Origin of the sequence: Lampropedia puyangensis, assembly GCF_004833285.1 — a bacterium.
GTDB classification, from domain to species: Bacteria; Pseudomonadota; Gammaproteobacteria; order Burkholderiales; family Burkholderiaceae_C; genus Lampropedia; species Lampropedia puyangensis.
In genome coordinates this window covers 15677-38261 of sequence record NZ_STFG01000003.1, presented here as the reverse complement: position 1 = coordinate 38261, position 22585 = coordinate 15677, and the positions used below count along the sequence as shown (strand labels likewise).

At 53.0% G+C, this 22585-nt stretch carries 11 protein-coding genes and 1 pseudogene; 6 read left to right on the top strand and 6 right to left on the bottom strand.

All coding sequences use genetic code 11. The features are described 5' to 3' along the window. Nucleotides 1-440 precede the first annotated feature (440 nt). Both E9531_RS17450 and E9531_RS04450 read left to right on the top strand, forming a co-directional pair. Nucleotides 441-959 carry a Card1-like endonuclease domain-containing protein gene (locus tag E9531_RS17450; RefSeq protein ID WP_158291718.1) on the top strand — a complete coding sequence of 173 codons (519 nt, stop codon included), beginning with the start codon at nucleotides 441-443 and terminating at the stop codon, nucleotides 957-959. 54 nt (nucleotides 960-1013) lie between these two features. Continuing rightward, nucleotides 1014-1881: pseudogene (locus E9531_RS04450) on the top strand (DMT family transporter). 56 nt (nucleotides 1882-1937) lie between these two features. On the opposite strand, the gene E9531_RS04445 reads toward E9531_RS04450, so the two are convergent. The 3 genes from E9531_RS04445 to E9531_RS04435 all read right to left on the bottom strand — a co-directional run bounded on the left by E9531_RS04445 (nucleotide 1938) and on the right by E9531_RS04435 (nucleotide 4441). Next, nucleotides 1938-2330 (bottom strand): diacylglycerol kinase, encoded by a 393-nt coding sequence (locus tag E9531_RS04445; protein ID WP_136572550.1) that lies wholly within the window; start codon nucleotides 2328-2330, stop codon nucleotides 1938-1940. A 124-nt stretch (nucleotides 2331-2454) separates the two neighbouring features. Then, on the bottom strand, nucleotides 2455-3705 hold the full coding sequence (locus E9531_RS04440) for a sensor histidine kinase (RefSeq protein WP_244609980.1): 1251 nt from the start codon (nucleotides 3703-3705) through the stop codon (nucleotides 2455-2457). Between the two features lie 10 nt (nucleotides 3706-3715). Further along, nucleotides 3716-4441 (bottom strand): response regulator transcription factor, encoded by a 726-nt coding sequence (locus tag E9531_RS04435; protein ID WP_136572549.1) that lies wholly within the window; start codon nucleotides 4439-4441, stop codon nucleotides 3716-3718. Nucleotides 4442-4652: 211 nt separating this feature from the next. Between E9531_RS04435 and E9531_RS04430 the strand changes: the two genes are divergently transcribed. From E9531_RS04430 to E9531_RS04415, 4 genes are all read left to right on the top strand, one after another. Continuing rightward, nucleotides 4653-7199, top strand: a complete 2547-nt coding sequence (locus E9531_RS04430) for a penicillin acylase family protein (RefSeq protein ID WP_244609979.1) — start codon at nucleotides 4653-4655, stop codon at nucleotides 7197-7199. 131 nt (nucleotides 7200-7330) lie between these two features. Continuing rightward, the gene (locus tag E9531_RS04425; RefSeq protein WP_136572547.1) at nucleotides 7331-8977 is read left to right on the top strand and encodes a phosphoethanolamine transferase; all 1647 of its coding nucleotides are present in this window, start codon (nucleotides 7331-7333) and stop codon (nucleotides 8975-8977) included. A 160-nt stretch (nucleotides 8978-9137) separates the two neighbouring features. Further along, nucleotides 9138-9395: a hypothetical protein gene (locus tag E9531_RS04420; RefSeq protein ID WP_136572546.1), complete on the top strand. Its 258-nt coding sequence runs from the start codon at nucleotides 9138-9140 to the stop codon at nucleotides 9393-9395. A 102-nt stretch (nucleotides 9396-9497) separates the two neighbouring features. Beyond that, nucleotides 9498-10784 carry a hypothetical protein gene (locus tag E9531_RS04415; protein ID WP_136572545.1) on the top strand — a complete coding sequence of 429 codons (1287 nt, stop codon included), beginning with the start codon at nucleotides 9498-9500 and terminating at the stop codon, nucleotides 10782-10784. A 115-nt stretch (nucleotides 10785-10899) separates the two neighbouring features. Here the strand turns inward: E9531_RS04415 and E9531_RS04410 are convergent, their stop codons facing one another. From E9531_RS04410 to E9531_RS04400, 3 genes are all read right to left on the bottom strand, one after another. After that, nucleotides 10900-12375: an amino acid permease gene (locus E9531_RS04410; protein WP_136572544.1), complete on the bottom strand. Its 1476-nt coding sequence runs from the start codon at nucleotides 12373-12375 to the stop codon at nucleotides 10900-10902. Between the two features lie 394 nt (nucleotides 12376-12769). Continuing rightward, on the bottom strand, nucleotides 12770-20506 hold the full coding sequence (locus E9531_RS04405) for an isopeptide-forming domain-containing fimbrial protein (protein ID WP_136572543.1): 7737 nt from the start codon (nucleotides 20504-20506) through the stop codon (nucleotides 12770-12772). Between the two features lie 483 nt (nucleotides 20507-20989). Next, nucleotides 20990-22519, bottom strand: a complete 1530-nt coding sequence (locus tag E9531_RS04400; RefSeq protein ID WP_136572542.1) for a Ppx/GppA phosphatase family protein — start codon at nucleotides 22517-22519, stop codon at nucleotides 20990-20992. Nucleotides 22520-22585 lie beyond the last annotated feature (66 nt).

Genomic DNA, 22585 nt, shown 5'->3' with positions numbered 1-22585 from the left:
GGAGCGCAACACACTGTGGCCGCTGTGCTAAGCCCGTGACTGTTTACGGGACGGTTTTTTTTATCGAAAGAATCTTGCAGCGGTATGCAGAGTCTTTGCGAGAGGTGAAAAAACTTAAAGATACGCTGGCCAATTTTGATCAGCAGAGTGGTTCAGATGGTGAGCCTAGATCAACAGCGACGAAAGACAATTCGCCCGAGGCTGCTGCTCTGGATCACACATTCCTGCCCACAGAAGAGCAGCACTTTCCTCTTCATCTTTGGTTTAAGTCACGCCAATTTGATGTGCGCTTTCAATACGACAACGTGGACTTAAGTGGCTACTTTGATGAGGCTGCAAATCAGATCGTCGAGCATGAGCATTTGCTGGCAGATGTGATTGGAAAAATTGGATGGAGTTACCGAAAAAACCATTCAGGCATCAATATCGACTTGAACAAAATGGCGCAAAAAGATGTGGGCGCCATCACTAAAATTTGTCGTTCCTGGTATGACGGTGCACTCCTCTCCAAGTATTTTTATCAAAAGAACGAGAAGGTCTTGCGCTTAGGTTTGCAAACCGCAACGCCCGCGAGACTGTTTTTCACTGGTGGCTGGCTGGAGTGGTTTGCTCTGAGTACCGTTTTGAAACTACAAGACACCTTTCAAAAAACGCCGATTTCGGTCGCAAGAGGAGCGAAAGTACAGTTCCCAAACGAGGATTTGTTTGAGCTGGATGTGGTGGCGTTGTTTGAAAAACAGTTGTTTGTCATTGAATGCAAAAGCGGGGAGTTTCGCAGTGAAATCAATCGGTTGAGCCGTTTGCAAAAAAGGCTTGGACTGGATGGCCGATTTTTTGTGATTTGCTCGCCGCAATTAGATGAAGCTCAGGCCAAAAGCATGACGGCGATGTATGGAATCAGCTTTGTGAATTTGCAAATGTTGGCGCCCCACATTCAACGAACCTTAGCAGCAGGTTAAACAAACGATTCCTGTTAAGGCTCCGTTCTTCACTCTCCTTAAAGTCGTATTGAAATGAACTCTTCACGCTCCGCCCTCTGGAGCGCGCACATTGCGGCTGTGCTGTTTGGCTTGGTCGGTATTTTGGCGGCGATGATCTCCGCCACCCCTTGGGTGATTACCGCTGGGCGCTCGGGCTTTGCCGTGCTCGCCTTAGCCGCGTTTTCGCTGGTGCTGCGGCAATCGCTGTGGGGCAGTTTGCATGCGCGTGGCTTGGTGATCTTGGCATTCACTGGTGCGTTGCTGGCGGCGCATTGGGTGACGTTTTTTTTATGCCGTGAAAGTCGGTGGAGTAGCCGTTGCCACTTTGGGCTTTGCCAGCTTTCCGGCGTTCATCGCCATTTTTGATCGCTTGATTTTCAAAGAAAGACTGGGCTTGCGAGAGTCTCTGCTGCTGGGTTTGGTCACGCTGGGATTGATCTTGGTGACGCCTTCTTTTGACATGAAGGACCATGGCACTCTGGGCCTGCTGTGGGGATTGGCTTCAGGTTTGTCGTTTGCGGTGCTGGCCATGATCAACCGTCGCACCCACACTGGCGCAGGCCCCATGCAAGCGGCGTTTTGGCAAAACTTGGTCGTCTTTGCGCTGATGCTGCCCTTTGCCGCCTTGTCCACTGGCACTCTGCAACTCAGCGCACACGAATGGTTATTCCTCGGGCTCTTGGGCGTGTTTTGCACGGGTCTTTCGCAGTTTCTCTTCGTCAAGAGTTTGCAAGGCATGAGCGCCCGCAGCGTGGGCATGATCATCGCGCTGGAGCCGGTGTACGCCATTGCCTTCGCATGGTGGTGGTTTGCCGAGCAGCCCACGGTTCGCATGCTGTGCGGCGCGGCCTTGATCATTTTGGCGACGGTGGTGTCCGGCTTGGTTAAGCGTAAAGACTAAAACTCATTGCTAGGGAAAATCTGGCAAACGCTACTAAGTGAAAGTTGAAAGCGCTTTTACCCAAGCAATATAAGGGACCAGACGGTTGCCACCATCAGCAAGGCGATTGTTTGGGCTGTGCTGCCCATATCTTTAGCATTCTTTGATAGTGGGTGCAGCTCCAGTGAAATGCGGTCTATTGCTGCTTCGATAGCAGAGTTGATGAGCTCGACGATCAAGCTAATGAAGCAGACTGTCAGCATCAGCGCTTTTTCAATAGGAGAGAGGGGAAGCAGGATGGCCAAGGGCATTAATAAGCCATGCAATACCAAAAGCTGTCGAAACGCGGCTTCGTTTCGCATCGCGGTTAAAAAACCGTCGCGGGAATAGATTAAGGTGTGGAAGAGCCGCGATAAACCTGTTTTACTGTGCTGGTACTTACCAGAGGTGCTTGTTGGAGTGGTTGGCATAAGAGTCGAGCGAATGCAATAGGAAGCTACCAGTATGCGCAAGACCTTGTGAAGAATTTGTTAAGAGTGCGGCTCACTTGCCGCAGCGGAAATTGGTATGCAGGAGCCCGCTGGCTAAGGCGCATCATCGCGCCGCAGAGGCATTGCCTCGGGTTTGCAATGTGAAGCAGCAGCCGTTCTCGGAGCTGTCGACCGACATTTCCCATCCGAGATGCTCGACGATGCGTTGCACGATGGACAGCCCCAGCCCTTCGCCATGCAACGCTCGGCTATGGGAAAAGCGTTCAAATTGGTGAGGATTGATGCTGGCAGGCAAGCCTGGTCCGGTGTCTGAAATCACGAGAGTTTCGTCTCGCACGGTGACACGCACTTCGCCTTCGCTGGTGTATTGACAGGCATTGCGCAGCAGGTTCCAAATCACGCTGCGGGCGAGTTCTGCGTTGGTTTGAACGATGGCGTTGTGCGGAACGTCTACATGGAGGGTCACCGGTTTATTCTCCAGCCAAGGCTGGCAGCGATGCATGCATTCTTCAATAACCGGGCGCCATGCCATGTCCGCCACTGAGAGGGTGGCAGGGTCGCGTGAGAGCAGCAGCAGGCATGTCAATTGGCGCTGCATTTCCTGTGTGGTGCGAACAATCCGCTCGGCACTGGGAATAAGCGGGCTATTTGGTGGAAGTTGAACGGCAATTGTCTCTGCGGCACCTCCAATGATGGCGAGTGGGGTTCTGAGTTCGTGGCTCGCGTCACCCACAAAACACCGCTCACGATGCAAAAAATGCTCCAACTCCTCACTGTGCTGTGCGAACGCGCGTGCCAATACACCGATTTCATCTTGTTCGTTTAAAAACGGAAAAGGCTTTTGTTTTTGGGCGACGGCTTCGGCCAATCGTTTGATGGGCGTAGTCACCCGAGCGGAAGTGTGCCTGCCAATCCAAAAGGCGCATAGCAAGCACAGCAAAATCACAAAAGGCGCGAACCCATCGATCAGAAACTCAAGGTAAACATAGCCCTCGCTTGCATGCAGCAAGTAGTAGCGTTGGTCTTGTACATCAAATACTTGCAGGTATTGCCCGTTGGGCTGCGTGATGCGGTGGTAACCAGGCAGGAAGTGACGCAGGGCATCGGGGACGGTTACCGCATCATAGAGCTGGCTGCCTGACGATAGGGGAGGGGGAACGCCTTTGATGAGGGCAGCCTCCACCTGAGCTGCTTCGCTGCGCAAGTTTTTAGAGGCCACGTATGCCCTGAGCTCGTCGTAATCCAACTGTTCAGCGATGACCAAAAATCCCATGACAGTTGCCATCAGCAACACAAATGTCAGTGTGATGCGCGTTTTTAGCGACATCTGTTGCAAGGTCGATTTCATGACCATGGAGTGGAACTCACGGCTGGTTGTTAGAGATACTGCCGCCGGCTGGCACCGCACCGTTTTCGGGTGTGATCAGCCGCCAGCCAATGCCATGAACCGTTTCTATTAGCGCGGGCATGAAATTTTTGTCCACTTGTTGGCGCAGATCATGGATGTGGGTGCGCAGTGCGCCGCTTTCTGGCGGTTCATCTCCCCAAATCGCGTATTCCATTTCCTGCTTCTTAACGGTTGATGGCGCAGCGCGCATCAACAGGAGTAGCAAATGATGAGTGGTCGGAGTTAGGTTGATGGTGTGCCCCTGTCGCCATGCCTGTGGAGTGCGCGTGTTCACTTTCAAATCTACCCATTGCAAGGTGCCTTGGACCTGTCGCCCTTGGGCGCGACGCACCAGAGCTTGGATACGCGCATGAAGTTCTTTGAGGGAGAACGGTTTGATCAAATAGTCATCTGCGCCAAGTGAGAGCCCTTGTATGCGATCCTCTACAGGATCGCGTGCGGTCAGCATCAAAACGGGGACAGGGTTTTGAAACGATTCGCGCAGCTGCTGGCACAGGCTCATGCCATCCAGCCGCGGCAGCATCAGGTCCAGCAAGATTGCGTCGTAGTCGTTTTGCACGGCCATGCGCAAGCCGGTCTCCCCATCGCGTGCATCGTCGAGCACGTAGCCCAGCGGCTCGAAAAAACCGTACAGGTTGGCGACCAACTCGGGATTGTCTTCAATGATGAGCAGACGTGTCATAGGTGCGGGCATCTTAACAACTTCTTGACATGCCTTTTTCGATACTTCGGGCGACTTGCCAATCGCCTTGCGCTTGTGTCAAAGGATGCGGAGGAAGGCGTCGCCCTCTCAACCCTCGGGGAGAGACGGAGATGCCCTCGTAAACCGCATGCAATGGCTCTTGTCGGGCGGCGAGGCTCCCTTCTATTTCAAGCCTAAGAGGTTATCGCCGATGCACATTTTTTCTTCACATCCCTCCTGCCAAGGAGCGCACGACCACGAGGCACACAGCCCAAGTGCAGCTTCGGCTAAGTCACACGCTAACAAATCTGCGTGCTTTCGTAGAAATTCCTCTGTCGGCTGGATGGGGTTAGTGGTTGGCACTTTGGCCTTAGTCGCGTGTGGCAGTGGCAACGTAGGATCGGATACACCCGGCGAAGAATCTGAGGTGCTTGAAGCACAGGTTCGACGTACGAGTTTTGGTATTCCGCACGTCAAAGCGCAGAACTGGCAAGGCCTAGGCTATGGCGTTGGGTACGCGCAAGCAGCCGACAACCTCTGCACCATTGCCAATGGGATGTTGACCTATCGCGGCGAACGTTCGCGCTTTTTTGGAGCGCAAGCGTTGCCACCTGCCGATAGCACGATTGGCGATCCGAGCAATTTAGAGTCGGATTTTTACCATCGCCATGTGCTTGGCGATGCCCGAATCGATGCCTTGAAAAGCGCGCAGTCGCAGGAGTTGCGTGCACTGGTGCGCGGTTACACGATCGGTTTCAACCGATATGTGGTCGATATCAAGGCCGGCAATGCCAAAGGGCATGAGGCTTGTGCATCTGAGCCCTGGGTGCGGGCTCTGGACGAAGATGATGTCTGGCGACGAATGCATGCCTTTACCCTCGCTGGTGGGTATGCGTATTTGGTATCTGCGATTGCTCGTGCTCAGCCGCCTGAGGCAGAAAGCCAGCGTATTGCCACTGCACCCGTCGCGAACGAATCCCTCCCACAGCGGCAAGCCAAACAAACCGCTGTAGATAGTAAACCGTTGCACTTCGGTGGCCATGCCGGCATTGGCAGCAACGCGTATGCATTTGGCGGCGAGGCGACAGGCACCTCTTCTGGCTTGCTGTTTGGAAACCCGCACTGGTACTGGCGTGGCCCTGATCGTTTCTACCAGCAACAGATGACGCTGGATGGGCAAATCGATGTCAGTGGGGTTGCCGTTCTCGGGCAACCCGTCATGCTGATTGGTTTTAACAACCAAGTGGCCTGGAGCCATACCGTATCAACAGCGCGTCGATTTGGTTTGTACCAATACACGCCAGACCCGCAAAACCCTGCTGCCGTTTTGATTGACGGGAAATCCATCCCACTGGAAGCAACGCCCATCGCCGTTGAGGTGCTTCAAGGCACGGGCGAGCGTGTACCTGTGACGCGAACGCTATATCGCTCAGCGCAGGGACCCATGATTGATCTGGGAGAGATGGATGCTTCGCTGGGATGGAGCCAACAAATGGCGTTTGCGATCCGTGACGTCAATGAGGACAACTACCGCAGTTACCAGAATTGGTTGGATTGGGCACGCGCCGACTCGCTGAAGGCTTTTATCGCTGCCCAAGTGCAACACACGGCGATGCCCTGGGTGAACACCATTGCGGCCGCTCGTGGTGATGCCCAAGTGTGGTACGCCGACATGGGGAACATACCCAACGTCAGCGAGGAGACCCTGAGCTTGTGCCGAACACCGATTGGCGAGGCGTTGGCAGAGGCACTTCCGGCTGTGCCGGTGCTCAACGGGTCGCAAAGCGAATGCCAATGGCAAACCGACCCGGACTCGGTGCAAGCGGGTTCTATAGGCGCCTCTCGATTGCCGGCAATGCGAGAGGGTCGATACGTCGCCAACATGAATGATAGTTTCTGGTTGACCAACCCCGAGCGTCCACTAGAAGGTTATCCGGCCATCGTGGGATTTGAACAAGAGGAGCAAAGTTTGCGCACCCGTCTTGGCCATACCATGGTGCGAGAGCGTCTTGAAGGGGCGGATGGCTACGGCGGACGTTTGGTCACCTCTGCCGTCTTGCAGCAGTTGGTATTGAACAACCGCAATTTTTCGGCGGAATTATTGCTCCCCGACGTATTGGCGCAAGTGTGCGATTCACCCAGCGATTTGGTGTTTGCCTGCGAAGTGCTTGGCGCTTGGGATGGACGAGGCGAAGCGGACTCACGCGGCGCGATTTTGTGGCAGGCGATGTGGGCACATTTAGACTTAGAGGATGCCGATTTCGAGCTCTTCGCCGAGCCGTTTGACCCAGCTCGCCCCATTGATACACCAAGCGGTTTGAATGCCGATGCGGTGGATACCATCCGCGCTGCTTTGCGCCAAGCCGTCGAGGTACTGAACCATGCCGGCATTCCATTAAATGCCGCCAAAGGCGAATTGCTTTTTAGCGAGCGTGGGGGGGAGCGCACAGCTTTGTATGGAGGTTGCGACAACGAAGGGTATTTCACGATTCTGTGTTCACAAACCCCTCTGGAGAGTGGCAGCCAAAGCGTGGATGAGGACGCGCATGGCAATAGCTACATGCAGATTGTCGACTTCAATGAGGCCAACGTGCAAGCCTTCACGATGCTGAGTTTTTCACAGTCGGACGATCCCGCCTCGCCACATGCGAGCGATTACACCCGAGCTTACGCCGCAAAGCTATGGCACCGGGTTCCATTTGCTGAAGCCGATATCTTGGCCGATCCGCAACTGAGCGTTATCTCACTGCGCCAGTAACAGCTAACAGCTCTCCCGCTGCCAGTGGCGGGGCTTTGTGAGATGGCCGCGCGTCAAACCGATACCGTAAACGATTCACTGGGATTGGTTTGCGGTTCGACGCGCGCAGTATTCGTTTAGGAAATTTTCGCGTGTTTCAACGTATTGCTTCCGTGCGCCTGCATCCCGTGCACTTGACCTGGATTGCCGCCGCCTATTTCGCCACTATTGGCAATATCCCCCTATGGCAAACGCTGTGCTCGCATGTGGAGGTAGACAGTCTTCGCAGCTTGTTGTTTCTGATGAGCTTGCCTGTTTTCCTGTTCTGCCTTATCAATTTGCTGCTCACACCGTTCATGTTGGTTCCCTATGTGCGCAAGCCGTTGCTCGCCATGCTGGTGCTCATTAGTGCTGGCTGCAGCTATTTCATGCTTAGCTACAACGTGTTGATTGATCGCAGCATGGTGCAGAATTTTTTTGAAACCAATCAAGCGGAGATGGCATCGTATTTTTCAATGCCGTTGTTATTGAGCATCTTCGCTTTGGGGGTGGTGCCTGCGACACTCATGCTTTTACCGCAGAGACCAAGAACGGAGCGGTTTGGAAAAACCGTGTGGCGTTGGGCTGCTCATATTCTGGTTACGTGCATTCTTTTGACGGGTGTGACGGTGACTTTTTACAAGGATTATGCTTCGCTGATAAGAAATAATCTGATAGTGAAAGACCAAATGCTGCCATTCAATTTCGTGCGTAACACGAATGGCTACTTGAAGCGAAAAGCCAGCGCCAAAATCCAACCACTGCGACGGGTGGCAGAAGATGCGGTACGGCCTGAAGCATCGACTCACACGCGCCCTAAACTGGTGATCTTGGTCATTGGAGAAACCGCGCGAGCACAAAATTTTCAACTCAACGGCTATTCCCGCCCCACCAATCCCACATTGACGTTGCGCACGGATATCGTCAATTTTCACAACGTCGCCTCTTGCGGCACTGCAACCGCCATTTCGGTGCCGTGCATGTTCTCTCGCATGACCCGCGCTCAATACGACGAGGTTCGCGCAGCGACGGAAGAAAACCTTCTGGATATTTTGCAGCGCACAGGCGTACACATTCTGTGGCGCAACAACAATAACGGCGGTTGTAAAAAACAATGCGATCGTGTCGCCTTCGAGGATATGCCCAAGCTTCAAGTGCCCACTTTGTGCGTGAATCCAGACGGCACTTGCTACGACGATGTATTGCTGCACCGGCTGAGCGAACGCGTCGAATCCATCGAGGGAGATGCATTGATTGTTCTCCACCAAATAGGCAGTCACGGGCCCACTTACTTTGAGCGATATCCGAAAGAAGCTAAAACTTTTTCTCCAACCTGCAATAGCAACCAAATTCATAAGTGCAGCCAAGAGGCACTGATCAACACGTACGACAATTCGTTGATCTACACGGATCAAATGCTCAGCAAAACCATTGAATTTTTGCAGCGCTATTCGGCCGATCGTGATGTAGGCATGATTTACCTATCCGATCACGGAGAGTCTCTTGGCGAGCGCGGCATGTATTTGCATGGCACACCGTACCTGATTGCACCTAAAGAGCAAACGCAAGTTCCTATGCTGATGTGGCTTTCTCCGACTTTGCTCAGCAATGCGCGCCTCAATTCGGGGTGCTTGAAAAGCCATGCGGAAGACAAAGCTTACAGCCACGACAACTTGTACCACTCTATGCTGGGATTGTTTGAGGTAACTACCCATGTGTACGACAGCCGGTTGGACTGGTTTGCCGAGTGCCGCGCATGAACGTCTTTGCCGCAGCCATGGGCTAGTTTGACTAAGGGTGCTGCAAACGAATAGCTCATCGCGTATGGTTTTAGTGCGGTAAGCACCAAGGTGCTATGGATTTTTTCAAAGAGAAAAATTGGTTTTTTATTCTTCTAGCAAGATTTTTAAGGAGCATTCGATGTCGAAAATTACCATTCAAAAATATGTGTCCGGGACGTTGGGGCAATGCTTGTATGTACCAGCAACGTTGGTGAAAATGGCGGTGGTCGTGCTGCCCGAATCGGCGATCCGGGAGTTGAAAAATAACGGCATTGACATACCGGCTATGCTGCATGCTCTGAAAACTGGGCAGGCGTACGCGTCGACGATGGAGGTGATAGAGGACGGCGTTGCCAAAACGGTTTCTATTGCTTTGGAGGCCACCTCATCCTCCTAAATCGTTTTGGGCAAATATTTTTGTGACGCTGGTGTCGGCTTCGATTTGGCCAATCCCCTCGGGTTGGGCAGTTTGAATACGACCCGAATGGATCGAAGCACCATGAATCCTCCTTCAACTCTGCAAATTGAAAGCACGAAACGCAACAAGCGCAAACGTTGGCTGGATGCGCCTGCCCCTCAACGGCTTTGGCTGATCTTGCAAGAAGATCTGCAACTGCTGGTGGCATGGTGCAAGGACGATGCCCTCACGCGCAAGCGGCAATCGCTGCTGGCATTGGCTGGCGCAACGGGCATTGAACATGCGGAGGCGCTGTGCGAGCGTTTGCTTCGTGAAGGGTGGGTGGAGCGAAAAGAAAGTCTGATTGGTGGGGTTTGGCAATGGGATGCCATTGTTTGGCGTGATTTGCCAACCTTGAAGCAATTGCTTGGTTTGAGCAGCAAAGAGCAGCGCCAGAATGCACGCTCACAAGTGCTAGCAGTGCACCGTGCCCAAGTGCTGGCTTTCAAAGATCAGGTGAGTGCAGAGCTGTTGAAAATGGCAGAGCAGGCATTGGAAACCGTTGGCGCAACCGCTATTGCTTTTGATGTGTTGGAGCGCAGGTTGAATTTGCTGGTTGCTGTGTTGCGATGGCATAGACAAGGAGCGCAGGGTTCGCGCCGTGATTTTTCCTTGTTCGCAACGCAAGCCCAAACCATCAATACCACCAAGGCGATCAGCACGGCAGATTGGTTATGGCTAGAGCATGTTTTTCCATTGCAGGCGTTGGGAGTCAATTCTTTTATGCCGCTGTGGTGGATGGGCGGTCAAGCGTGCTTGCATTGGCCGTCTGAGATGACTAGCAATGCACAAAGCCTGTCGCTCGGAATGTTGGCATTCGCCAGTTTGCCTACGGCCGATATTCGACGTGCAATGCAACTGCAAACCAGCGCCAGTTATTGGTGGTTGATTGAGAACCGGGCCAGTTTTGAGCGGCAATGCATGCTGCGGGCACAGGCCGATCCATTTGCGGGTGAGTACTTTGCAGACGGCATGCCGCTTTTGGTGTTTATGCCTGGGCGTGTTTCAACTGATTGGCAGGCGACTATGCGCCATTTGCTAAAGCTGGCTCCTTTGCCCTTGAGGATCAGCGTTGACCTTGATCCAGCGGGGCTAGAGATGGCACACCACATCTCCCCATTGTGGATTGAGCGCGGGCTCAATTGGCAGTGCAAGCATATGGATGCAGTGATGCTGCAAACTGCTAAACAGCATTGGCCACTCAATGCGTATGATCTCGCAGTGATTGAGCGGCTTGAAAATAATGTGCAAGTTCCTGATGTTCTAAAAACATTAGGCCAAGCTATGCGTGCGTCAGGACGTAAGTTGGAACAAGAGGGGTGGTTGTAAGCCTTTGGAGTTGTCAGTGCAGGGCCTGTTTAGGCGCATAGGCTATGCGGACTTGCTGTGCTTCATGTCCAATTTGTCATGCATGCATGACAGGCGCTGCGGGCTGAGGTTGCAACTACCGCGCCCCACTGATATCCATTTGTGCGAGCGACACCATGCGTGAGCCTTTGATCAATTTGTAGCCCCACCAAATAGCGAGAAACAAAGGAATACCAATGTAGGTGGCGATCACGCCGCTCCAGTCAATGGTGTCAGCCAGAAAAGCTTCGTAGTTTTGTCCTAGAGTGATGACCAAACATAGCGTGAATGCAAAGACTGGGCCAATCGGGAAGGCCGCTGCGCGATAGGGCAATCGATGGGTGTCAAACCCTTGCACTACGCACGCGCGACGAAAGCGGTAGTGGCTAATGGCAATGCCTAGCCAGGCGATAAAGCCGCACATGCCTGAAAGGTTAAGCAGCCATATATAGACGGATTCGGGACTGAATACATTGGTAAAAAAGCACAGAGCAGCCACCACCGTCGTGGCGATCAGGGCCATAACCGGCACGCCCCGCGCATTCACGCGGGCAAATAGTTTTGGGGCCATACCTTGCTGGGCCAATGCATACAGCATGCGGGTAGAGGCATACATGCCTGAGTTGCCGGCAGAGAGCACAGAGGTCAGTACCACTGCATTCATCACAGCGGCAGCGCCTAACAGGCCTGCACGCTCAAAAACAAGAGTGAACGGGCTGACACTGATGTCACCCAGGTCGTTGCGCAGCAATTTCGGGTCTGTGTAAGGCACCAGCAGCCCGATGATCAAAATGGCAAAGACATAAAACAGCAGGATGCGCCAAAACACTTTGCGCACGGCGCGCGGCACATTCCTGGCTGGATCTTCTGATTCGCCAGCGGCAATGCCGATCAGTTCTGTGCCTTGGAACGAGAAGCCCACGATCATGGCCACGCCAATCAGCGCAGCGAAACCGCCAGCAAAAGGCGCATCGCCAGTGGTGAAGTGGGCGAGGTTGCCCCAGAGTCCCTCTGGTGCCCCTCCGGTGATGATGCCAAACACCATGAGTAAGCCAATGCCAATGAATACCAGTACGGTAGTGACTTTGATGGCGGCAAACCAAAATTCCGATTCACCAAACCCTTTGGCGCTTAAGGCATTGAGGCCAAACATCAAAGCCAGAAACAGTGCGCTCCAGAGCAATCCGTTGATTTCGGGAAACCAGTAGGCCATGACCAACTGGGCGGCGACCAAGTCCACCGCAATGGTCACGGCCCAGTTGTACCAATAGTTCCATCCCAAGGCGAAGCCGAAACCTTCGTCAACGTATTTGGCGCCGTAGGTGGCAAAGGAGCCTGATACGGGTAGGTGTGATGCCATCTCCCCTAAGCTGGTCATCAAGAAATAGACCATCAGGCCCACGATGACGTAGGCCAGCAAGGCACCGCCCGGGCCCGCTTGTGAGATGGTGGCGCCTGAGGCCACAAACAGCCCAGTGCCAATGGAGCCGCCAATGGCAATCATTGACATGTGGCGTGCTTTGAGGGAACGGTGCAGACCACCGTTTTTGGGTGTTGTTGGGGTTTCGCTCATAGGCGTTTTTTCATACAGAAAGATTGACATCAGCACGTTTTTCTAGCTGGTGAGAGCAAACAGGGGTGTTATGCGTTCTGTCAATCTTTGATTGTGGAGGGCATAGCGACAACGCTGTAAAGCTCTGTTGCGCTGACATTTCTTGAGGGCATTTGTACTGTGAATCTGAAATGGCGCGTTGGTTGGCGCTATTGGTGTGGCCCATTAAGGCGTGCCGAGAGTACAGGAAATCAGCATTTTTTAGTAAGCACCAGCGTGCATTGTGCCTTAGCGCGGTGCTGGATTTTTGCGATGTGTATTGGTTGTACGGTGTATGGAGCTGTAAAAAAAACAGCCCCGACAGAAGAGCCTGTCGGGGCTGATTGCATGGTGCTCCGCTAGTGCGGTCCGTTATTTATCGGCGAATGCTGCTTCTGCCAATGGGGCTGCAATAGCAGCCTGCTGCCAATACCATCAGGACCATGGCTAGCAATGCCCAAGGAGCATTGGTGGGCACAGGTTCTGCGTACTTGACGATCGGTGTGGTGGCCGAACTCTCTTGCGGTACAGGACTTTGTGTGGTCACGACGCTGGCTACGTTCACCAAGGGTTCACCAAGGTTGAAGTCATCAGCTGTGACGGTGTAGCCGATGGTGTATGTCCAAGTTTCACCAATATCCAAGATGCCGTTGGCGTTGATGGATTCTTGCGGGCCGACCAGCTGCGGTGTTCCGTCACTACTATCAGGCAAGGTGTCTGTTACCACTACATTCGTGTGGCTGATGTTGCCGGTGTTTTCGACTGTGATGGTGTAGCCCAGCTCAACGTTGGGCGTACGCACAGGGTTCACACCGCTGGTTTGCACTTTGGTGATACGCAACGCCGTGTCAATCACTACAGGTGTTGTTTCCGTGCTGGAGTTATTAGACGGATCAAGATCTGGGCCATTGTTATGGTCATCGTCGATGGTCACGGTATTGGCTATGTCAGTCACATCAAGCGGCAATGGATTGTCAAGGCGCACAGCAAATTCCACGCTGTCTGGTTTCTGCACTTCAATGGAGCTTTGTAACGCCAATGTACAGACTTGACCTGCGCCACCACCGTTGGCACACACCCAGTTACTGTCCGATTGGCTCGGTTCAAAACTGGTGTTTTCAGGCACCGTTTCAGTAAGTACTACGCCAGTGGCCCCACGGTTGCCCTGATTGCCGTAATCAATTCGGTATACGGCTACAGCGCCTGGTGTCAGCGTGGTGGCGCTGGTGCTTTTGTGAATGTACAGGTCTGGGCCTGTTCCGCTACCCAATGGAACATCCCAATTATCTGAGTTGTCGGTGGAGTCGCTATCGACCTGCAGAGGATCTGTGCTGGTCGTGCTAATCGTTGCAGTATTGGCAATCAGCGTAGTGCCTGCTGGTACGGTGCTGTCCACATTGACTGCGAACGTGACTTGACCTTGCCCATATGGCGTTGCAAAACCACCCGCTACAGCACCAAGTGTCAGCGTACAAGTGGCACCAGCTTCGTCTGCATTCGTACAAGCCCAGTTCGGATCGGAGGCGGCTGAATTAAACCTTGTATGGGCAGGTACTGTTTCCGTGAGGATTACGTCCACTGCGTCGCGGTCACCTACGTTGGCGTACTCCAAGGTATAAACCAGCGAGGCCCCCGTTTCGATTTGCTGCGGACCTGATTTGCGTACTTGCAAATTAGGCTGGGCTGCAATCGCAACGATGGTCGGATCGTTTGGTGTAGCAGTCGTGCTGGGGTCATCACTCAAGGTGTTGGGTTGCTCAGTGGAGCGCACAACCGCTTGGTTTTGCACCGCAGTCACTGTGGCCCCCAGTGGGCGTGGCACTTTGGCGTTGAATGTGATGGTTGCGCTAGCGTTGGCAGCAATGCTGCCTAACTGGACCTCAATAGTGCTGGCATCCGTTGCATTGCCAGTAGTCACGGTGCCTTGTGATGCCGAGACAGAGCCTGCAACCAAAGTCAGATTGGCATCAGCCAATGAATCGGTGACGAGCACATTGGTGGCGGCGCCTTGGCCTTTGTTGCTCACGGTCAGTGTGTACTCGAGGGTATCACCAGCTTCAGCATTGGTTTTGCCTCCGGGTATTGTGGCCACTTTGCTCATGCTCAAGACGGGTACGGGCAAGCTGGCAACAGCCTCTTCGTCACCATAGGTACGTTGGTGCTTGGGGTCGCTAGGCGTACCAGGCACAGAGGTGGGCGCCTTGAGGTCAATGTGGTTCATGACTGGGTTGTTCACCGCAGGCATCTTCATTTGTACATCGAAAGTGGCTGTGATGGACTCGCCTGGCAACAACGCCTTGGCTTCAGAGCCTGCTGCGCGTCGCAAGACTACGGTTTTCTCATTTGCCTGTGGTCCTTCAACGATGGAGATCGCATATCCATCAGGTTTATCACGCAGTTCAATGGTGTCGAGCAACCAGTCCTGTGCAGACAGGGTGTCTTCAACTGTAAAGGCGTATGCAGGGCCTGTGCCTGTGTTGTCGGCCTTCATGGTCACAGTCACTACACCGCTGGCGCTTGCTGTGGTGCTATAGACCATGGTTTTGTTCAAGCCAAGGGTAGGCTCTACCAAAGCCACTTCGGCTTCAGCCGTGAGTGATTGGCCATCAGGGGTTCCATCATCAAAATGCAATGTGGCATTGTTTTTCAAAATGGTGCCATCTTTATTCTCCGGGGTGTCAAGCACTACACCGATGACTTCGATGACGATCAGGCCTTCAGAGTCGGGTTCGCTGTAATCATTCTCAATCGTGCCCAGTTGAATTTCCACGTTGCTTCCATCGTTGGCCTTGGTGATGGCCGGGGCAGGCGTCAAACGGATGGCCTTGCCCTGACTCAATACACGTGCACTGATGATCTGCATCGCTAAGTCGCCATTGGCGTTGCGTGGCATTTCGTCTTTGAGTACCGCACTTAAAGTAGTTCCTTTTGGTGGCAGAACTGTCAGGTAATAGGTGGCCGTTTCACCAATGGCCAGATCTTCCATGCCTGGTTGGTGGCTGCTGCGGCGTGTGTCAGGCAGGCTGGTTTCGACCACTTCTTTGATCAAGGCTGCCGGGCCGTTGATCAGGAAGCGGCTTGACGCATCATCTGATTGGCTGTAGTTGTTGGTTGGGTCCGTGCTTGGGTCGGCCAGGCTGTTCCAACCGATGGATGCGGTATTGGTATAGGCATGCCCTGCGAGCGCACTGTTGACGACACGTGTGCGGTAAACAATGGTGCAGCTTTCGCCCAATGCCAACGTGCTCAAATCAAAGTCAATCAATCGGTTGTCGCTGGCGTCTGGCGTGCCCGTGATGGTGTGGGTACCGCACGATGTGGATGTAGCATCCAAGCCGATCCACTCCAGTGCGTCAGGCAGCGTGTCCTTCACGGCAATAGACTGTGCGCTCGCTGATGAGTTTGCTCTATGACTGATGGTGATCTGGTAGTGCACTTCCTCGCCTGCCTCAAGAAGCGGCAGGGTATTGGCTGCGGCTGATGGGGCGACGATGGTTTTGCTGACTTCCAATTCAGGATGCACAACGCGCACATGGGCGCTAGCGCTGATTTCAATTGGTGCCGCATTGGGGTCATTGACATTGCTGAATGTCAATACGGCCTGGTTGGTTTGGTTGTTGCCTGGCGTAGCGCCTAGGTTTGTAGAGCTGTTTTTGACTACGGCAACGACTTCAAACTCGATTTGAGAGGCGGCTGTTTCCAGATTGGGGCCAGGCGGGTTTTCAATAGTGCCCAGATCCCAACTGATGGTGTTGCCATTCACGACGCCTTCTGTACCCACCGCAGGCAGGTTGGCCCCAGTCAAATTGCTTCCAATACTCACAATCCGGCTTGATATAACACCTAAGTCAACGGTGGCGGGCAAGACGTCCTTGAACGAGGCCGACGGGGTAGTCCCTGCAGGCAGGGAAGCCACCATGCGGTAGGTTACCTGTTCCCCGGTCGTGAGCAAGACATTGGGGGTTTCGACCGTCGAAGCTTCGCTGGTTGATAAGACCTGTTTGGTCACACCTGGCGAGCTAACCGTGATCGTCTGGCTATTGCTTTCGTTGTATTTGCGGTTCTGACCGCCGTTTTCAGGAGCGGTAGGATCGGTCAGAGAGTTCCAGTCAATATGGGCCGTATTGGTTACCTTACGCCCCGTTTCAATCGTGTCGATTAAACGGGCCTGGTAGCTAATTGTGATGGGGGCATTTGGCCTAGAACTCAAGGGCAGGGCGGCAAACGTGACCTCCATCGTATTGCTGGTGGATGTTAATGCGGTTGGTGCAGGGCCTGAGAGCACCTTCAGGCTATTGGGTTCGAAAACCAATTGGCTTGGCAGTTCGTCCTTAAAAACCAACATGGTGGCATCGGCCGTTGATGCGGACGTATGGGCAACGGTAACGGTGTATGTGAACAAATCACCAGCCACACCAACCTGTTTGTCAGCTTCTTTGCTGATGCGCAGTTGGGGTTCCACTACAGTGATTGTGGCGTGTCGCGTTGCTGGTTGGGTGCCACCATATGTCGCGGAGACTGTATTGGTAATTTCTCTGCCATTTGTGTTGGTAGGAATGTCCTGCAAGCGCGCCTGTACTTCTACCGTGATCGCATTAGCCATAGGGTCAGTGTTGCCTGTTTCTGCTGGGAGGCGACTGACCACTGAACCAAAATCCAATTCAACTTCGTGTTTTGAGGGAGAGATGACCTCTTGTGGATTTGGCGTGCCAACAGTCAAGTTGGCGCCTATGGACTTCACGCTGGCAGAGAGAATCTGCATCGAGCCAACATCGGAAAAGACATCCTTGAGCTTCATTGACGGGGTTGTTCCGTAGGGAACCTGCGCCACGATGGTGTAAGTCGCTGTTTCACCAATGGCCATGTTGCTTCCCGTGGTGTGCTCTTCTGAAGAGCTAGAGACGGTTTTTGTCAGGTCTACAGGGGTAACCTTCAGGTCGGCGAAGGGGGTTTGCGTGTATAAACGCTCGCCGTCTGGTGCGTCGGTGGCGCCTGGCGTAGCTGAAACCCCATTGGCAGGGCCACTGCCTTTCGGGCCAGGAAGGCTGGTCCAATGGGTTTGGGCTGTGTTGCGCACAGTAGTGCCGGGCGCAATGTTTTGCGGCAATTTGGCTTTGAAGGTCAATTGCGCAGTTTGGCTTGCTTGCAGTACAGGAACTAAACCTTCAAAAGACGCCCCAGGTGTTATCGGGTCTGCAATGTCTTGCACAGGCCCGCTTGGTAAATGCAACTTGATTGTTCCGGGGACCAATTCAAGCTCAGGAGGGACTTTGTCGCTTAGCACCACATCAAATGCCGTTGCTCGCCCTGCGGAATTGGTGACTTTAATCGTATAGGTCACCTCATCACCGGCTTGGCGGCTGCTATTCGGTGCGATTGTTTTCTCTGCAGTAACTCCAGGCTCTCGTATGGTGATTGGGGCATTATTTGAATCGCGCGCTGTACCACCATTGATGCTGGCGGAAAACAGATTTTGGCGTTCATTGCCATTGCTATTTGCCGATGCATTATTCGTATTTTTGTTGAGTACCAAGGCATCAAATTCGACCCACAAAGTTTGGTCGGTTGCATCTTGTGTGGTGTCTGGCATTGCCATACCAGTACCGCCAAACGTGAATGTCAGCGTTTGCCCACTTACGGTCGGGGCGATTGATTGGCCCGTTGCGCTGTTAAAGCCCCATTGCGCTGTGCCGGGTTGGAATTTCAGGCCTCCATGCAAGGCATCTGCCAGCACCAAGGTATTCATGGTACTACGGGGGACATGGACCTCTAAACGGTAACGCACCACTTCACCGATGGCGACATCGGTTCCGCCCGTATGGGCCTCTGATGTTGCTTTGATGGATTTTGTCAAAACAAGGTTGGCAATCCTCAGACTGGCCGAATCTTTTACGTTAGGGTAGTCTGGTGCGGTGGTGCTATCGACCGATTTGTACAGAACAGAGGCGTTGTTGGTAACGACTGCATCAGGGCTGACGCTGTCTGCAATGGTACAGGTGTAAAGTAAATCAACGGAAGCGTTAGCTGCCAGGCTGGTTGGTACAGATGGTGTTGGCCCACCACAATTAGTTAAACCGGCAACCTGAGCCCAGTCGTCCGTGAGGCGAATCTGGTATGCGGTGCTGCCACCCGTATTGGCCATGGTGATTTTGTAGTTCACGGTATTGCCAGCTTCCCAGCCTGTATTGCCGGGGGCATTGGTAATGGTTTTATCCAACGTCAGCAACGGTGCGCGTGCGGTTACACCCACTTGGTCTGGTTTGAGTTCCAGTTCGCTCAGATCTTTTGTGTTCTCGGTACTGGCCTGGAACAAATTGGTTAAGTGCAGTTCATCGGCAAAAGGGGAACTGGTAACTTTTGCGTCAATCTCGACTACGATGGTCGAGGCTGTTTGCGATGTGATTTGAGGCCAGGTCAAACGCAGTGAATTCGTGGCTGCATCCGGTGTGATGGTTGGGGCAGGGCTGCCAGCGGGTTGAGAGATGACTTTGACGTCGTTGGCAATAGAAATATCAGCGACACGGAATACGGGCAAGGGCAAGTAGTCGGTCATGACGACATCTTTAGTCGAACCGGCTGCAATGTCCATTTTCAATCGGTATGTGACGGTGTCTCCCGGCAAAAAACCACTGGGTTTTGGGTTTGTGACTGTTTTGCTGATGGTCACAGGCGTCACCATCACGGAAGCGGCACTGTCTTCATTGCAAGAAACAGCTGATCCAGGATTGGTTAGCGCGTAGGTTGAACTCAGGCGGTTTTCCAGAGTGTCATTGGCCAGCACGGGTTGACCATTGCTGTAATACTGGGCTACTTTGGCTCTATAGGTCAAAGTGAAGGCTTGGCCTTTGGGCAGAGTTTTACTGCTCAGGTCAAACGAAATGGTACGGGTGCTTGGGTTGTAACTGACTTCAGCTTCGGCATCGTTTTGGAGTGTTTCAATGTATTCCAACCCATCGTCCAGGATGTCGGTGATGATCAGACCTGTTGCATCGCTGTAGTCTGTGACTTGGCCGTTGATGGTGTAAGTCAACTCTTGGCCAGGATTTACCTGTGTGGTACTTGCTGATTTCTGCAGCGCTACATGTTTGCCGGTCAGCAAACGGGCATCGGCATTTTGTTGTGGCAGGGACTGGCTGCGGAAGGCTCCATCCAAAGTTGCGCGATTTTCAACAGAGGTTGTTGTGCACTGGGCAATCGCTTCAGGCTGGATGAGGTGGCCGGTAATGCGCACTTGTATATCATCGGTGGCACTGGTGCCTGTGACCTGGCCTGGGCAGGAGACAGTCAGTGTTCCTCCTGGTGTTGATGAGCTCGGGGTTGCCGTAATGCTGCAATTGCCGCCACCGGTGATGGCATGCTCGACGTATTGGAATGAGCTGGGCAATACATCGCTGAATGTGATGCCACTGACGGCCGCACCGTTGGCAATGTTGGCGGTCAGAATATAGTCGAAGTCCCAGCTTGGGCCTGGGGTGCGTTCATTTTCTGGTGCGGAATGGCTCTTGGTGAGCACCATGACTGAAGGCACGACTTGCGCCGTCGCCACATCACCTGTGATTGGTGTGTTGCCAGTGGCCTCATCCCCATAGCGGTAGATTGGCGTGTGTTCGATTGTGAGTGGGACGCCTAACAGTGCATCGCTTGCGATCGTGCCGCAGACCTGCATTTCCAAATCGGGTCCACCCGCCACGACTGAGCCAACGGGGTAGACAATGCGGTATACCGTCGAGCCGTTTGCGACATCAAAGTCTTGACCAGACCAAGGATCGACGACATGGCCTACGGGCGTATTGTTTGGGCTGATGCTCTGTAAATTCACAGGAGCTGCTGCCTGCTCAAAAATGCTGGCGCTGTCCAGCGTCAGCCCCTTGGGCACTTCTACCAATACATAAGGGCCATACCCTGTGTCCGCGCCACCCTGATTGTTAATCGTGGTGTTGTAACAAAAGGACTCACCAAGAAGCTGGCTTCCTGGCTGAGTTTCTATGTCGAAAACGGGTTTTGGAGCGGTTTGTGCTATCGCACTACTGGCGCTGGCCATCATAGCCGTACCAATCAGTGCAAGAGCCCATGATTTGACCGCGCCCCTAGCTGGAGAAGAAATCAGTCGCATATAACTCAACAGTAAGAACAATACAGAAAAAATAAAAATGTGCCCTATTGCGATCTCAATGTGTGCCTAGATCGCAACCGAGCAAACTTTCGTATTGTTGCAAATTTGTATGTGTTGCGATGTGATGGAGTTTGTAAATCGCTACCTTAACGTCGGGCTCTGGGCTTGACATTGGTAATCAATCTGCAATGCATACGTTGATGGAAGATACGTGGTTTGTGATTATTAATTAATTGTTACTTTTTGATTTTTTTTAATTGAAATACTGTGATAAACAATTGATTTGTTTGGTGTGTTTACTTTTTTTTGTATGTAAGGTGCGAATGCAATTCAATCTTAATGTTTCACTGCGCCATATTGCAGCTTCGGTCTTTAGCATGGCTTTGTCTTATATAAAAAGCTAATTCGCCGCGCTGAAGTAAGAAAAGTTCTATTTAGCGTAAAATAAAAAATGTAAATTATTGTTCTGTGCTATGGTTTTTGTTAACTTATTGTTTCTCTTTTTAAGAATTTTTTAATTGTTAGCCGGAGTGGAATCGACATTTTTTCCCATGCAAGGGCTTCTTCTTGCAAAAGATAGAAAGACTGTGGGTGTTGGCTCACCCATTGTTCTTCGACTGAGCTGGTGACTGTTCCATCTTTCTGAAATTTCCAACCCAGCGCCTCTAGCTGCGGATCTTTGCGGGCATTGCACAATAAGACCGCTAGGCGCAAGCACAGCAATTGGCGGGCATAGACGGGGTCTGCATGCAGTGCATTAGCCACTTTTTTGAGTTTGCCGCGATGCCCCATGATCAGATGGGCCAGGCGCTCGCGTTCAGAGGGCAGAAAGCCAGGGCAATCGCCGTAGTGAAGGATATAAGCGCCATGGTGGTGAAAGCGCTCGTACGCAATGCTCACGCCAATCTCGTGCAATTGACCTGCCCAACGAAGCACTTGTAAATCGTCTTCAGACCATTGGTGTTGCGGGTTTAAGGCATCCCATATCGCTTTGGCGACGTTAGCAATGCGGTCGCCTTGCTCGCGGTCATAGCCAAAGCGTTGAATCAGGCTGGCGACAGAATTCTGTCGGATGTCGCGGCGTTTGGCATCGTGGTCATCGCGTTGAATGAGGTCCAGTAGCGCACCTTGGCGCAGCGCTCCTTCTGAGATGTGCATGCGTTCAATTTGGAACATGTGCATCAGTGACAGCAAGATGGTGATGCCGCCACCAATGACTGGTTTGCGGTCCTCGCGCAATCCTTCAAAGTTCAGGTTGTCGACGTGCTGCGCCTCAATCAGCATGGCCTTGAGGCGCTCAACGCCTTCGCGGGTGATGACTTGCTTTTCACCGCCGAGCTGGCTGAGCACTTGCGCTACGGCGCCCATGGTGCCTGAGGCTCCATAGACGTGGTTGCGCGGGTAGGGGTCAAAGCGGCCTAAATGCTCTTCAATAATGGCGTTGGCAGCCACTTCTGCTTTAGTAAATGTTTTGGCTGTCAGTTTGCCTTCACCAAAAAAACGCTGCGACCAAGACACACTGCCAAACGGCAGCGATACAGCTTCAAGCGACATTTGCCCTGTGCCAGCAATGATCTCTGTAGAGCGGCCACCAATGTCAATGACCAGCCGTTGCTCTTGGACGTTCAAGGGCAACAAGTAGGTAACGCCTTGGTAAATGAGTCGGGCTTCTTCTTGGCCGGAGATCACCTCAATAGGGTGCCCCAGCAACTGCTGCCCCTTGTCAATGAAGGTTTGGCGGTTTCTGGCTTCACGCAGTGTTTGTGTGGCCAGCGCACTGACCTGCGCCGGACGAAAGTCGCGCAAGCGTTCGCCAAAGCGGGCCAAGCATTGCCATCCCCGCTCCATCGCCTCTTCGGAAAGGTGGCTATCGGCATCAAGTCCACCACCTTGGCGCACGGTTTCTTTCAGATACTCCACCCGCTGCAGGTGGCCGTTGTGCATGATGCTGATTTCAAGGCGAAAGCTGTTGGACCCGAGGTCCACGGCCGCTAAACGTTCACCGTCTTTCATGTGTCGTGGGCAATCAATGTGAGTAAGACGGTGATTGTAGGAGCTTGCATGGCTGGTGCAGCAAAA